Origin of the sequence: Halomonas sp. 5021, assembly GCF_036663435.1 — a bacterium.
Lineage (GTDB): Bacteria > Pseudomonadota > Gammaproteobacteria > Pseudomonadales > Halomonadaceae > Vreelandella > Vreelandella janggokensis.
Map to the genome: position 1 here is coordinate 129,721 of NZ_JAXOVU010000006.1, position 13,686 is coordinate 143,406.

Annotated in this window: 12 protein-coding genes; 7 read left to right on the plus strand and 5 right to left on the minus strand. The window is 55.5% G+C overall.

Features of this window, described 5'->3' with window-relative positions; genetic code table 11:
- Positions 1 to 60: 60 nt before the first annotated feature.
- The 4 genes from R3F64_RS11670 (at position 61) to R3F64_RS11685 (ending at position 2,827) form a co-directional block, all read left to right on the plus strand.
- The gene (locus tag R3F64_RS11670) at positions 61 to 537 is read left to right on the plus strand and encodes an OsmC family protein (RefSeq protein ID WP_332611590.1); all 477 of its coding nucleotides are present in this window, start codon (positions 61 to 63) and stop codon (positions 535 to 537) included.
- A 55-nt stretch (positions 538 to 592) separates the two neighbouring features.
- Positions 593 to 1,219 carry an HD domain-containing protein gene (locus tag R3F64_RS11675; protein ID WP_332611592.1) on the plus strand — a complete coding sequence of 209 codons (627 nt, stop codon included), beginning with the start codon at positions 593 to 595 and terminating at the stop codon, positions 1,217 to 1,219.
- A 201-nt stretch (positions 1,220 to 1,420) separates the two neighbouring features.
- Positions 1,421 to 2,215, plus strand: a complete 795-nt coding sequence (cysE, locus tag R3F64_RS11680; RefSeq protein WP_085919308.1) for a serine O-acetyltransferase — start codon at positions 1,421 to 1,423, stop codon at positions 2,213 to 2,215.
- A 111-nt stretch (positions 2,216 to 2,326) separates the two neighbouring features.
- Positions 2,327 to 2,827 carry a hypothetical protein gene (locus R3F64_RS11685; RefSeq protein WP_332611594.1) on the plus strand — a complete coding sequence of 167 codons (501 nt, stop codon included), beginning with the start codon at positions 2,327 to 2,329 and terminating at the stop codon, positions 2,825 to 2,827.
- A gap of 128 nt (positions 2,828 to 2,955) precedes the next feature.
- Here R3F64_RS11685 and R3F64_RS11690 read toward each other — a convergent pair whose 3' ends face one another.
- The 5 genes from R3F64_RS11690 to R3F64_RS11710 all read right to left on the minus strand — a co-directional run bounded on the left by R3F64_RS11690 (position 2,956) and on the right by R3F64_RS11710 (position 10,143).
- Entirely contained in the window at positions 2,956 to 3,357 is a 402-nt protein-coding gene (locus R3F64_RS11690) for a hypothetical protein (protein WP_332611596.1), read from the minus strand.
- The gene (gene pgaC, locus R3F64_RS11695; RefSeq protein ID WP_332611598.1) at positions 3,347 to 4,597 is read right to left on the minus strand and encodes a poly-beta-1,6-N-acetyl-D-glucosamine synthase; all 1,251 of its coding nucleotides are present in this window, start codon (positions 4,595 to 4,597) and stop codon (positions 3,347 to 3,349) included. Before pgaC ends, R3F64_RS11690 begins: the two co-directional genes overlap by 11 nt.
- Positions 4,594 to 6,555: a poly-beta-1,6-N-acetyl-D-glucosamine N-deacetylase PgaB gene (gene pgaB, locus R3F64_RS11700; RefSeq protein WP_332611600.1), complete on the minus strand. Its 1,962-nt coding sequence runs from the start codon at positions 6,553 to 6,555 to the stop codon at positions 4,594 to 4,596. The genes pgaC and pgaB overlap by 4 nt, the downstream gene beginning before the upstream one ends.
- Entirely contained in the window at positions 6,552 to 8,978 is a 2,427-nt protein-coding gene (pgaA, locus tag R3F64_RS11705; RefSeq protein ID WP_332611602.1) for a poly-beta-1,6 N-acetyl-D-glucosamine export porin PgaA, read from the minus strand. Before pgaA ends, pgaB begins: the two co-directional genes overlap by 4 nt.
- 277 nt (positions 8,979 to 9,255) lie before the next feature.
- On the minus strand, positions 9,256 to 10,143 hold the full coding sequence (locus tag R3F64_RS11710; protein ID WP_332611605.1) for a LysR family transcriptional regulator: 888 nt from the start codon (positions 10,141 to 10,143) through the stop codon (positions 9,256 to 9,258).
- A gap of 172 nt (positions 10,144 to 10,315) precedes the next feature.
- Between R3F64_RS11710 and leuC the strand changes: the two genes are divergently transcribed.
- The 3 genes from leuC to leuB all read left to right on the plus strand — a co-directional run bounded on the left by leuC (position 10,316) and on the right by leuB (position 13,660).
- A complete protein-coding gene (gene leuC, locus R3F64_RS11715; RefSeq protein ID WP_085919311.1) occupies positions 10,316 to 11,767 on the plus strand; it encodes a 3-isopropylmalate dehydratase large subunit in 1,452 nt (483 codons plus the stop codon).
- A 3-nt stretch (positions 11,768 to 11,770) separates the two neighbouring features.
- Positions 11,771 to 12,418, plus strand: coding sequence for a 3-isopropylmalate dehydratase small subunit (leuD, locus tag R3F64_RS11720; RefSeq protein WP_066315245.1), 648 nt, complete (start codon positions 11,771 to 11,773; stop codon positions 12,416 to 12,418).
- 162 nt (positions 12,419 to 12,580) lie between these two features.
- Entirely contained in the window at positions 12,581 to 13,660 is a 1,080-nt protein-coding gene (gene leuB / locus R3F64_RS11725) for a 3-isopropylmalate dehydrogenase (protein ID WP_332611607.1), read from the plus strand.
- The last annotated feature ends 26 nt before the right edge of the window (positions 13,661 to 13,686 follow it).

Genomic DNA, 13,686 nt, shown 5'->3' on the forward strand with positions numbered 1-13,686 from the left:
TCGACGGGTGCGTCTCCGTTTAAGCGATGAGGCGGGTCATTTCTGAAGAGGGCAGCATCAATGCCAGAAAAAGGTCGGCACGATTATGCCGCTACCGTTGTCTGGACTGGGAATTCAGGCGAAGGTACCAAACATTATCGCGCCTTCTCGCGTGACCACGAGATAACGTGCGACAGTAAACCGACGATATTCGGCTCGGCAGATCCCGCCTTCCTGGGCGACTCGTCCCGTTATAACCCGGAAGAGCTATTGCTAAGCTCGCTCTCGGCATGCCATATGCTTTGGTATCTGCATCTGTGTGCCAACGCTGGCATTACGGTAACGGAGTACATAGACAACGCCACGGGTCGAATGATCGAGACGACCAATGGCAGTGGCTATTTCGAGAGCGTGACGCTGAAGCCACGCATCCGAATCGGGGCGGCTGACGACAGCGAGCTTGCGACATCCCTCCACGATAAAGCGCATTCGTTCTGCTTTATTGCCAATTCCGTGAATTTTGACGTCGGATGTGAGCCTGAGATTCTCACCGGTTAATCGACGTGCCTGACAAGTGCAGGCATTAACGGTTCATGACGAATAAGGATGTAGCGTGGTAGAGCATTATGAACACCAGTTCATCAGCTTCATTAACGCTGAAATGGAGCAAGACCCGGCGCATGATTTGAATCATGTAATGAGAGTCGTTAAAACCGCCAAATCGTTATGTGCAATAGAAGGGGCGAAACTTGAAGTGGTTTTGCCGGCCGCGTATTTACATGATTGCTTTTCATTCCCCAAGAATCACCCCGACAGGGCTCGGAGTTCTTTTATCGCCTCCGAAAAAGCGTTGGATTTTCTGGCGGCCATCGATTATCCGCCTGAGTATCACAGCGACATAGGGCATGCGATCATCGCGCATAGTTTCAGTGCGAATGTATATCCTCAAACGATAGAAGCACAGATTGTACAAGACGCCGATAGGCTGGATGCGCTTGGGGCTATCGGGATTGCAAGGTGCCTTCAGGTGAGCACCCGTTTAGGGGTGGGGCTGTATGACCCGGAGGACCCGTTCTGTGAAGCTCGTGCGCCCAATGACCGTGCTAATACGGTTGATCACTTCTATACAAAGCTACTTAGAATTGCTGAAACCATGAACACTCACTCAGCCAGGGAAGAGGCGGAAAAGAGAACCGCCTTTATGAAACAGTATCTGGCTCAGTTAGGCGCTGAAATATAAAGGGAAGTACGTATTCGAAAGGCAAGGCATTCACGCCTGCTTTCAGATGGTTGAGCCGTTCAAGACGGCCTCACCTAGCCATTCGAAGGAATACGTCTTCGATACATTGGAAGAACTTGAAGGCTGGCCGACGCTATTGCCCTTGCCAGGCCATCGAGGATCCGAAATACGTCAGTTTTAGGCATCAGGAGGTTAAATCACGTGCAGATCGAAGACGCTACCTGGCAGACATTGCGTGAAGAGGTACGCGCTCTGGCAGGGTCAGAGCCGATCCTGGCGAGCTACCTGCATGCGACGGTGATCAACCATTGCGAGCTGGAAGATTCGCTGTCCTACCTGCTTGCAGGCAAGCTTTCCTCCCCTGATCTCCCGGCCATGAGCCTCCGGGAGGTGATTTCTCAAGCCTTCGCTGATTCCCCCGATATCAGGAAGGCGATCCGCAATGACCTGGCGGCGGCCGCTGACCGTGACCCGGCGGCGCATGGCCTGGCGAATCCTTTTCTGAATCACAAGGGGTTTCACTCCTTGCAGGCGTATCGGGTGTCCCACTGGTTCTGGATGAAAGGGCGGCGGTCTCTGGCGCTCTATCTGCAGAGCCGGGTCTCCGAAGTGTTTGCTGTGGATATCAACCCTGCTGCCGTCTTGGGTGATGGCATCTTCATCGACCATGGCAATGGCGTCGTCATCGGTGAGACGGCGGTGGTTGGCGACAACGTGTCCATGCTTCAGGGCGTAACGCTAGGTGGCACGGGGAAAGAAGAAGGGGATCGGCACCCCAAGGTTGAGAGTGGCGTCCTGCTGTCGGCGGGGGTCAAAGTGCTTGGCAATATCCGCATAGGCGCTGGCTCCAAGGTGGGAGCAGGCAGCGTGGTGCTTCAGGATGTGCCGCCGCGTACAACGGTCGTCGGCGTCCCGGCGCGAGTCGTCGGTAAGCCAGGCAACGAGCACCCGGCTATTTGCATGGATCAGCGCTGTGAACAAGCAGGCAATAGCTGACCCTGCCGCCAGGAAGATGCCTGAGGCGCTTCCCTGTCACCCAGTCAATCGATGGGGCCTGCAAAGGCGTTTAGTCAGAATACCAACAACAAAACTCATGGAGGATCACTAATGCGGACATTAATCACGGGCATCATGCTCTTGCTACTGTTGCCCAACCTTGCCTTTGCAGGGCAGCTTTGGGGGCCGACCAACGCCGGGATGACGGTAGAGGAGGTGTTGCACGCGGTGGATGGGGCCTACCGGGTAGAGGATGGTGGTCGCCTTGCCACCACGGCGATAGAAGAAGTGCGTAAGGATGATGTGGCGCTCGCTGGTGAAATATTTACCCAGCAGTTTTACTTCATGAACGGCCAACTTACCCAGGTCACCTTCAAGCTGGACGACGCGCGAGATTTCGAGACCAATCTGGGGCTGGTGGAGGCGCTGACGAACGACCTGCGCGAGCAATATGGGGAAGAAGCGGATGCCGAAACCACCAAGGCAGGTATCATGCGAAAAGCCAGCGTGACCTGGATTGAGGGTAACCGCAAGATGAGAATTTTTTTGATGTCGATGGGGCAGGACAGTTCGTTGTTGAAAGTGAACTACCAGGCCTATTTTGGCGATTAGCGTTGAACACCACTATTGGGCTGAGGAGAATTTACTAGTATCGATTCTACTAGGAAGAAAGCAGCCTAGTTGCATGTAATGTTTTCCATTCAGGCCGTCTATTGGCCTGAATGGAGGTTTTAAGAATGCTAGTTAACTGCTTGAGCAGGCGCTCCACTTTTTTCCTGCGCTTGCAGAGTGGTTTCGCTTTCGGTCTGGCTCCTCGTTTCTTCATGCACGTCAGACGTTAGCTGTTGGTCGTGGTGCAATTGGCGTTTCAGGTGGCCAGTGTACAAATATCGGTTATATAGCGCCCAGCAGTGAAACGTCAAAAAGGTCACCGCAAAACCTGCCAACACTAATTTAAGCATGATGGAACCGTAAAGGTGCTCAAGGGTTGCATCATTCAGAATAAAAAAAACAATCAGTTTTGCGATCACAAGCGCCCATAGTGCCAAGGCGGTAAGGGCGATGAGGCCGTCACGGGATCGGTATCCCCAGCCTTTTTGGTTGGGTCTGGCGATGATGACAGGCACTAGTTTATTTTTCATTAAAATGCTCTCCTCTGTCAGGGCTGGTCCATGTGGCGTGCCTTCCCTTTTGCCGTAATAGGGCTTTGGGGAAGGCGATAACAACGGTGGTCATATTGAGAATCCAATAGGCGAAGGGGTACCAGATCATCCAGTAAATGCAGCGGAATATATCTTCGTCGTAACGGCTATCAATATGAAAACTGACGGTAAATTGGATAAAGCTAAGGGCGATCAGGATGCTGCCGAAATAGGAAAGCAGATGGGCCGTGATGGGCCATGCGATGGGGGCGACAAGCTGAGAAACCATCCATACGAGCAATAAGGTAATGACTGAGTAGCACCATATGACGCTGATGGTGTATTCCAGCATGAGCAGCCAGAACCGGCGATTATCCCAGCGAATCGTCTGAGGGAAGTAACGTAGAAAAACCTCGCCACCCCCTTGAGCCCAACGTAACCGCTGCTTGAATAACCCTCGCAATGTCTCGGGCATCAGCACCCAGCAGAGGGCTCTGGGCTCGTAGCGTACTTGCCCGCCTGCTAGCTGCAGCCGCCAGCTAACGTCAATATCTTCGGTGACCATGTCGGTATTCCAGCCACCAATCTCCTCCAGTGCCTTACGCCGAAAGGCGCAGATAACGCCGGAAATGGTGAACACCATTCCATAGATGCGCTGGGCGCGTTTGATCAGGCCGATAATGGCGGAAAACTCGCCGGTTTGAATTTTCCCAATGGCAGTAGAGCGAGTCCTCACCCGGGGATTGCCGGTCACGCCGCTAACGTTAGGGCTGCTAATGAAGTGGCCTACCATATAGCCAATGGCGTCGTAGTCGAGTATGGCGTCGCCATCGATCCCGACGATAATCTCGCCATTGGCCTTGCTCAAGCCATGGTTCATGGCGCTTGCTTTACCTTCATTGGCTTGATGTAGCACCGTTAACGCTGGGTATATTAGCGATAATCCATTTAATCGGTTGGCGGTATCATCGAGGCTGCCATCATTAATGGCGATGACCTCCATTTTCGGATAGTTCTGTTTGAAGAGGTGATGAATCGTCTCTTCTACATTTGCTTCCTCGTTATAACAGGGCAGGAGAACCGTGACGGTGGGGGCGGTTTCGTCCCACTCGAACGTCGCTGGCCAGGGCTGCTTGAGTTCCCAGTGCCAATAGAAGTAAAGGCCGCCGCAGATCCATATAGTGGCCATCAGGCTGGGATAGCCGAGGGTAAAGATGGCTAGGTAATCTAGTAGGTTCATTGGATTGCCCTGAACCGGCGTCCGATGGAAAAGACCGGCCTCATGGTATTGAGATCAGGATGGTTTTGGTGAAAGTCATCAGGGTAGTAACCAATGTGCTTGATGCCTTCTTCGCGGAGTATGCGTACCCACTGCGCTATCTCCTCGCTGGGAATGGGCGTCTGGGTACGCCAGTTCTGCGCCTGAAGCTCGAAGACCAGCTGGTCGGCGCTCACCTGCGAAAGCGATCGCTGGGCAAGGCTTCTTAACCACGCATCGGGGTTCTCGGCTTCTTCCATATAAGGCATGGCCATGACGGCCACATAGTCGTAGCCGCTGGCGAAGTCGCGGGGATCTTGAGCAAACCATTGCTGGCTACTCGGTTCCATCACCGTCTTGGCATAGAGGTTACGAGCGGTGGTAAAGACTACGTTGTCGGCTTGGCGATAGTAATTAGCGGCCTGCTCAAGCTCTAGCGTGAAATCGGTGAGATACTCTGTCTTAAAGCGAGCCCAGGCCGACATCAAGTCATCATTGTTGCGTATGGCGTTGATATCCCCCGGTAACGAAGCGCGCTCATAAGCGGCAAGGGCTTCTGGGTTGGCGTCTTCAAAGTCAGTCAAGAAGGCATCATCGTGGAAGAGCAGGCCATCGAACTTGGTCAGCCGGCCGAGATCCTGATAGATTTCACGAATCGTGCTGCGGTTCTTATCTACATAAGGCGAGAGGCGGAGGTAGTGATCGGTGGATTCGCGCCCGGTTGTTACATCGGTGACATACTGGTAGCCGCTCCCCAGGTCGAAGGACAGCACCGGCATCCAGGCGTACACTTTCACATTGGCACGTTTCTTCAACTGCCACGCAACGCGATTGAAAAGATCTGCCCTGACCGGTAAATGGCGGTTAGGAAAGTAGAGGGCATCGGCAACGCCGTCGCCATCAGGGTCTGCAAAGGCCTGAAGGTAAACGGTGCTAACGCCGTACGCAGCAATGCGCTCGATCAGCCTGTCGAGGTTTTGTGCCTGTTGGGTAGGATCCGGGTCATACACGTAGTCCAGGTCAACGTGCACAATGCGGAGCTTTTCTGGCTCCCATACTCGGTTGGAGAGAATCTCTTCGATGGTTTGCAGACTGGTTTCCTGATCGATGAGATAGCGGTTCATGGTGCGCATGGTGTCGCTAAGGCGGTTGGGGGCGCTTAGAAGGCTGAATGTGTAGTCCATGCCGTATTCAGCTGCGATACTGAGCGTTGCTTGGCTATAGGCACCGTAGGGCCAGACCATGATGCGCGGGCTTTGCCCCACCTGCTCCTGAAAACGCTGCTGGGTTCGCAACATATCGTTGCGTATCCGCTCAAGATAAGCCGTTTCACTTTCATAGCCGTTGCGTGCGTTCCAAATGCTGGTGACTGCGGCGGCTTGTTCGTTGCCCATAGGGTTGCCGACAACCCCGTAGTGAAGGTCGTAGGAATGCGAGGCTATTTCCACCAGCGGCGACTCGTCCAGGTTTTTAACCTGCTCCCATGACAAAAAACGTTCCCGGGGCAGGGTGGTGTTGCCGTAGGGCACCCGGCCGCCGTCAGGCACATCCAGCCAACTGCCGACCACGGCTTGCACGGCGGGGAAGCCATACAGTCTGAGTAGCGGGAAGACGATATCGTAGAAGCTGCGATAACCATCATCGAAGGTCAGCAGCACGGCTTTTTCCGGCAGGGGTTGCTTGCCCGCCTTGGCATCAATGATCTGTTGCAAACTCACCGGGTTATAGCCGCCTACATCGATTAAATTAAAATGCTCAATCAATCGGTTGCGGGTAATGGTCTGCGAATAGATATCAAGGTTGGGGGTGACGCTGGTATCGACAATATCGTGGTAACTGATTACCACGTAATCATTCGGCGTCCGGGCTGCCTGGGCTTGTTGAATACCCACCATTGCTATCATAACTGCGCCCATCACAATGATGCGCCAGAGTGTCATAGGAATCTCCATACAAAGCCGGCTGAAATAACGTTGTCGTACTCAGGTACACCGTCGTAGACGGCTCTTTCGCGGGTAATGCCGTACTCGAAATTTACGGTAGGGGTTAGCTCCCAACTGTGTTGGTAGCCAATCGACCAGGTGTTCTCACTGTCGTAATCCTCTTGCCAGTAACGGCCTGAACCGAGAGAAAACGACTGAATGAAGGACTGGCGATAATCGAGTGGTGTCTCGTAATCGAGAGACAGCACACCCGCGAGGCTGGCATCGCGGCGCGGATTGAAATAGCTGGCTTCAACTTCATCATTGCGTGACGCGGATATCTGCACTTCGCCGTTGAGTTGCCAGCGATCCAGACGATAAAGCGTCTGATTCCAGTAGCCATAAACAGATTGCCGAAGGTTGCTGTCGTCAAAATCGGTAGCCATTACACCGATGGCACCTGCACCGCGCTCGTTGCGACGGTAGGCCAGTTCACCACGGTAGCGGTCGGCATTAATGTCGTCGCGCAGCGCTCGTAGTGGGGTATCGGTGGTGTTGAGTTCAACGCCTACTGTTGCAGTGATATGGTCCGACGCGGCGTAGCGCAGTTCGGCAAGCGCAAGGAAATCTTCATTAAGCTGTGACCCATGACCTGCGGCCAGGGTGACCGTGGCCGGGTGCAGGTTCCATTCGTAGCCAGCTATGTTGTAAGACGCGTAGAGATTCTCGTCATCAAACTCGCCGAACTGGCCGATTCGTTGAGCGAAGGGGCGAGAGCCATTCGCGTTGCGGGGCCCTTCAAACAGCACTTCATAGGTCCACTCACGCGAAGCTTGGGTGCCGCTTCCTTGTCCCTCGCTACGCTCGAATGAGGAGCTTAACTGAGGGGCGCGCAGTTCGCGCCATTCTCGTTCCAGGTCATCCCGTGTAACGCTTGGTGGGGCTTCTTCGATTTCTCGGGCGATGTCGGTGGTGGTGCCTTTCCACTGACCGCGCTGCAATCGTGAAAGCAGTACGCCGTGACGGGCGGAGTCCTGTCGTTCTGGGGGCAGTAAAGGGAGGGCCTGCTGAAAAGATGCCTCAGCTTTTCTGGGCCAGCCTCTATCACGTTCTATATCGCCTTTCATCAACCAAAGATAAGGATCCTCAGGTGCCTGGTTCTGATAAGCGGCCAGGCGTTCGCTGGCCTCGTCTGTACGGCCACGCCAATTATCGAGCAGCACGCCAAGCAACAAGACTTTCTGGTAGTTGGGATTCTCTATTCGTGTTGTTCTGGTGAAATCCAGGCGCTTTTCGGGCTCGCTTGCGATCCACTCTTCCAACAGGCGATCAGCATCCCGGAAGCGTTGCGCATCGGCGTAACTGTAAAAAAGCCCTCCATTGAGGGGATCATCGGGGTTGGTCGCCTGCTCGGGTGACTGCCGTATCAGGTGTTCGTAAAGGCTGATAGCTTCTTTGGGACGACCCATGCCATTCAGGGCGTGAGCTCTGGCGCGATCCACATAACTTGGTAACTGGCCATGCTGGTTTTCAAGCCTTTCGGCGAGCGCTACCGCTTCGGGGAAACGCCTCAATTGGGCCAGGGCCACTACCTTGTCGTATTCCGTAATGGTGACAAGCTCCTCAGGTGCGTCTGGGCTACTGAGTACGCTATTCAACTGCTCCAGGCCGTTACGGGTTCTCGAGTGTTGATCTGTGTGGATGCCGAGGCGTATATCCGTCACGCCTTCATAATAGGTCAGCCAAAGTCGGTCACTTCCAGAGAATACATCCGGGTTTGACTGCATGATACGGCGCGCCGCTGCGCTGGCACCAAGGCCAACGGCCAGTCGGTAGAGCGCTTGTAGTTCACTTGTATTGCTTGGGTCTTGCGCAACCAGTGCCTGGCGGGCATCCAGCTCTTGCATCGCATTCGCGGTGCCCGCTGCCAAGTAACCTTTTGCCTCCAGCCCGGCTGTGGTGGTGCCAGCCACTTGGTTGTATTGTTGCAGGGAGATTTCCGCCAGGGTATAGCTACCCATGTCGGTATGTACCAAGGCTTGGCCAAGCCAGCCTTGTGCGTTTGACGGGTCACGATAGCTGAGTGTACGAAATAGCTCCAATGCCTGCTCATAATCACCTTCACTACGGGCAGCTGCGCCCAGGTTGGCAAGTTCGGAGTCAGTGTAATTTTCTGTTTCGCACCAGGAGCAAACGGCTAATGCCTCCTGATGGCGAGCGGCACGCACCAGCAGTGCCACTAAATCTTCGCGAACACGAGCATCGCGTGTTTGGTAATAGAGCGTCTTTAGACCATCGATTGAAGACGCCAGCTGCCCTTGGCGTGCCTGGATAACCAGTGCTTCGCGTTGTGCATCGGTGTCGGTTTGGCCATGCGCCAAACCGGTAGTCAGGCAGGCTAGGAGGCAAATTGGCAGTAGGGTGCTGGGACGACGGTGCATGTTGATATTCCTACCCTGGAAACTAATGGGCACATTTTTGTGCTCAATTATGCCTGCCAGTGTATCGAAGTATCGTTAAGTAACTACTAAACAAAAACGTTAACTTGAAAAGGATTCTCGTCAGTAAAAAAGGCGAGAAAATTCATCTTTATCTAATACGATCACCTCTCATATTCTTGATTGAAAATATTGATGATGAACATAATCGCTTTGTTTTTATTATTAAAAAAATATCAGCTGCAGCAAGCAGGTTATGACCCAGTTGCGATGCTTTGTATTATGTCGTTTGGTTTTCTCTAGTGGCTTCTAGCTCTTCAATCATCATGCGCGCGGCGTTGGAGAGCGTGCGGTTGTTGTGAACCAGATAACCCAGCGGGCGGTGGAGCGGGGCGGTGGCAACCTTGAGCTCCACCAGATCGTGGTCGATCATCTTTTCGGGCAGCAGGCTCCAGCCGAGCCCGACGCTGCACATCATCTTGAGCGTTTCCAGGTAGTTGGTCGCCATGCTCACCGGCAGTTCAAGCCCCGCTTGTTCAAACCGTTGGGCGATCAGCGAGCCGGTAAAGGTTCTGGCCCCTGGCATCACGCAGTTGTGTTGGCACAGGTCGGCGAGTGACAGCACGCGTTGCTGGGCGGCGAGCGGGTGGTCGGTCGCGCAAACAAAGCACAGCCGGTCACGCCAGAGCTCCACGACATGCAGTTGCTCCACGGGGTGGGGCGCCAGGGTGACCACGCCCATTTCCAGCGAGCCATCGCGCACGCCCTGATAGGCAAATTCCGAATCAAGAAAGTGCAGGTCCAGCGCCACCGCCGGGTGGCGCTGGGTATACTGCTTTAATACCGGCGGCAAACGGTGCAGACCAATATGGTGGCTGGTCGCGAGCGTCAGCGGCCCACCCACCTGGCCGGACAGGTTGGCGAGCGCCCGGCGGCTGTCTTCTACCGTGAACAGAATTTGCCTGGCCTGGGGGAGAAGCACGCTACCCGCCTCGGTTAACGCGATGCGTCGGCCAATGCGGTCAAATAGCCGTGCGTCTACCTGAGATTCCAGGGTGGCAATGCGTTTGCTCACCGCCGGTTGGGTCAGGTGAAGCTGTTCAGCCGCCCGGGAGAAACTTTGTGTGTCGGCTACGGCCAAAAAGGCTTGAAGGCTTTGGGTGTCCATCGCGTCGTGTATCCACTTGGCAAAGTGTCTTGTATTCCAGTTTGGAATCTAAACTATGAATAACATGAATTGCTTTTATCTTCGAGCCGCGTGACACTCCTACCACACGTTAAAAAAGCAGCGCCAAAAAGCTGCCGCTATGAACTAGCAGGGCCTAGCCCGGGAGAAGCACATGTCAGGTCAAACGCTTTACGACAAATTGTGGAATCAGCATCTGGTCAAGCAGCGCGATGACGGCACCGCGTTGATCTATATCGACCGCCATATGCTCCACGAAGTGACCTCGCCCCAGGCCTTTGAGGGATTGCGTTTGGCGAACCGCAAGCCATGGCGCCTGGATACCAACCTCGCGACCACTGACCATAACGTGCCGACTACGCTGATCGAGCGTTCTCAGGGTAACAGCGGTATCAAAGACCCGGTGTCGTTGATCCAGGTTCAAACCCTCGACGATAACTGCGTCGAATACGGCATCACCGAGTTCGGCATCAACGACCCGCGCCAGGGCATCGTCCATGTGGTCGGGCCGGAGCAGGGCGCAACCCTGCCAGGCATGACCGTCGTCTGCGGCGATTCTCACACCGCCACCCATGGTGCTTTTGGTGCGCTGGCCCACGGCATCGGCACCTCGGAAGTCGAGCACGTACTGGCGACCCAGTGCCTGCTGACCCAGAAGATGAAGAATATGCAGGTGCGGGTTGAAGGCGAGCTGGGCCTGGGCGTGACCGCGAAAGACGTGGTGCTGGCGATTATCGGCAAGATTGGCACGGCGGGCGGTACCGGCTATGCCATCGAGTTTGCCGGTAGCGCCATCGAGTCGCTGTCCATGGAAGGCCGCATGACCGTGTGCAACATGGCCATTGAGGCGGGTGCGCGAGTCGGCATGATTGCCGTGGACGACACCACGATTGACTACATCGGCAACCGCCCCTACTCGCCGACCGGCGAGCAGTGGGAAGCCGCCGTGGCAGACTGGCGCAACCTGGTTTCCGACCCGGATGCCGTCTTCGACAACGTGGTGACCCTGAAAGCCGAAGACATCGAACCCCAGGTGAGCTGGGGCACCAGCCCTGAAATGGTCACCGGTATTTCCGGCCAGGTGCCCGACCCCAACGCCGCGCCGGATGAAACCGTGCAGCGCAGCCACACCCGTGCGCTTGAGTACATGGGCCTGCAGGCTAACCAGAAAATTACCGATATCAAGCTGGACAAGATCTTCATCGGTTCCTGCACCAATGCGCGCATTGAAGATCTGCGCGAAGCCGCCAAGGTGGCGAAGGGCAATAAAATCGCCGACTCCATCAAGTTGGCCATGGTGGTGCCCGGCTCCGGTTTGGTGAAGCGCCAGGCGGAAGAGGAAGGCCTGGACAAGATATTCATCGAGGCGGGCTTTGAATGGCGCGAACCGGGTTGCTCCATGTGCCTGGCGATGAACGCCGACAAACTGGGGGCGGGCGAGCACTGTGCCTCGACCTCCAACCGCAACTTTGAAGGGCGCCAGGGCTACGGCGGTCGCACTCACCTGGTGAGCCCCGCCATGGCGGCAGCGGCGGCGATTGCCGGCCACTTTGTCGATGTGCGTACCTTGCCCGCGAACGACGCAACCCACGCTCAGGAGGCCTAAGCCATGAAAAAGTTTGAACGTTTTGAAGGCGTCGTCGCGCCTCTTGATCGCGCCAACGTGGACACCGATCTGATCATCCCGAAGCAGTTTCTGAAGTCGATCAAGCGGACCGGTTTCGGGGTCAATCTGTTTGACGAGCTACGCTACCTGGATGAAGGCGAGCCAGGGCAGGATTGCTCGCAGCGGCCGCTGAATCCCGATTTCGTGTTGAACAAGCCACGTTACCAGGGGGCCGAAATACTGCTGACGCGGCGTAATTTCGGTTGCGGCAGCTCCCGCGAGCATGCCCCCTGGGCGCTGGAAGACTTTGGCTTCAAGGTGGTGGTGGCGCCCAGCTTCGCCGATATTTTCTATAATAACGCCTTCAAAAACGGCATCCTGCTCATCACGCTCGACGAAGACACGATCGATCGCCTGTTCGATGAAGTGGAAGCGAAAGAAGGCTACCGCATGGACGTGGACCTGGAGAATCAGCGCGTGATTACCCATCGCGGCGAAATTCTTGAGTTCGAGGTCGATGAGTTCCGCAAGCACTGCCTGCTGGAAGGCCTGGATGATATTGGCCTGACCTTGAAAGACGAAGACGCCATTCGACGCTTTGAGGAAAGCCATCGCCAGGCACGGCCTTGGTTGTTCCGCCAGCCTGCCTGAGTTAACTACGACTAAGCTGGGACAAGGTCAGGTTGGAGCGAGGGTTTTTCGCCATGGATGGCGAAAGTAGCGCCCATGGATGGGTTCACAGCGCCCTCGCGTATACCTGACCTTGCCGAGTAAATTCCTGCGATTGCGCGTATCAAATGCTAAGGAAGCTGCATGACACACAAGGTTTTATTACTGCCCGGTGATGGTATCGGCCCCGAAATTGCTGCCCAGGCAGCGCGCCTGCTGAAAGCCTGCCAGGACGCCGGGCTGGATATCGAGGTAGATGAAGCGCTGGTTGGCGGCGCCGCCTACGATGCCCACGGCGATCCATTGCCTGAGCAGACGCTGGATAAAGCCAAAGCCGCAAGCGCCATCCTGCTTGGAGCAGTGGGTGGCCCCAAGTGGGACAAGATCGAAGATCTATCCAAGCGGCCCGAAAAAGGCCTGCTGGGTCTGCGCAAAAACCTGGGGCTGTTCGGCAATCTGCGCCCGGCCATGCTGTACCCCCAGCTTGCCAGCGCCTCGAGCCTGAAACCTGAACTGGTGGCTGGGCTTGATATCATGATTGTCCGCGAGCTGACCGGCGGCATCTACTTCGGCCAGCCCCGCGGCATCGAAGAGCGCAACGGCGAGCGGGTAGGCTTTAATACCTACGTATATTCCGAAAGCGAGATCGAGCGTATCGGTCGCGTGGCCTTTGAAATGGCCCAGAAGCGGGGCAAGAAGCTTTGCTCGGTGGATAAAGCCAACGTGCTGGAAGTGACGATTCTGTGGCGTGAGGTCATGGAGCGGCTGGCACCGGAGTACCCGGACGTTGAGCTGTCGCACATGTACGTGGATAACGCCGCCATGCAGCTGGTGCGTGCGCCCAAGCAGTTTGACGTGGTGGTGACCGGCAACATGTTCGGCGATATTCTCTCCGACGCTGCTGCCATGCTAACGGGGTCCATTGGTATGTTGCCTTCTGCTTCGCTCAATGAAAGCGGGCAGGGCATGTACGAGCCCTGCCACGGCAGTGCACCGGATATCGCCGGTAAAAACATTGCCAACCCGCTGGCGATGATGCTCTCTGTGGCCATGATGCTGCGCTACTCGCTGGGTGAAAACGCCATGGCCGAGCGTATCGAAGCCGCCGTAGGCAGCGTGCTGGATGACGGCCTGCGCACCGCGGATATTGCCTCTGAAGGCATGCAGACCATTGGCACCGACGCCATGGGCGATGCCGTGCTGGCGGCGTTTGCCAAGCAGTGAAACCCTCGGTTTTGCGCTTATAAAAT

Coding starts and splice junctions, on each gene's coding strand:
- leuB (WP_332611607.1), top strand. CDS start 12,581: ATGACACACAAGGTTTTATTACTGCCCGGTGATGGTATCGGCCCCGAA.
- leuC (WP_085919311.1), top strand. CDS start 10,316: ATGTCAGGTCAAACGCTTTACGACAAATTGTGGAATCAGCATCTGGTC.
- pgaA (WP_332611602.1), bottom strand. CDS start 8,978: ATGCACCGTCGTCCCAGCACCCTACTGCCAATTTGCCTCCTAGCCTGC.
- pgaB (WP_332611600.1), bottom strand. CDS start 6,555: ATGACACTCTGGCGCATCATTGTGATGGGCGCAGTTATGATAGCAATG.
- leuD (WP_066315245.1), top strand. CDS start 11,771: ATGAAAAAGTTTGAACGTTTTGAAGGCGTCGTCGCGCCTCTTGATCGC.
- R3F64_RS11690 (WP_332611596.1), bottom strand. CDS start 3,357: ATGAAAAATAAACTAGTGCCTGTCATCATCGCCAGACCCAACCAAAAA.
- R3F64_RS11685 (WP_332611594.1), top strand. CDS start 2,327: ATGCGGACATTAATCACGGGCATCATGCTCTTGCTACTGTTGCCCAAC.
- R3F64_RS11670 (WP_332611590.1), top strand. CDS start 61: ATGCCAGAAAAAGGTCGGCACGATTATGCCGCTACCGTTGTCTGGACT.
- pgaC (WP_332611598.1), bottom strand. CDS start 4,597: ATGAACCTACTAGATTACCTAGCCATCTTTACCCTCGGCTATCCCAGC.
- R3F64_RS11710 (WP_332611605.1), bottom strand. CDS start 10,143: ATGGACACCCAAAGCCTTCAAGCCTTTTTGGCCGTAGCCGACACACAA.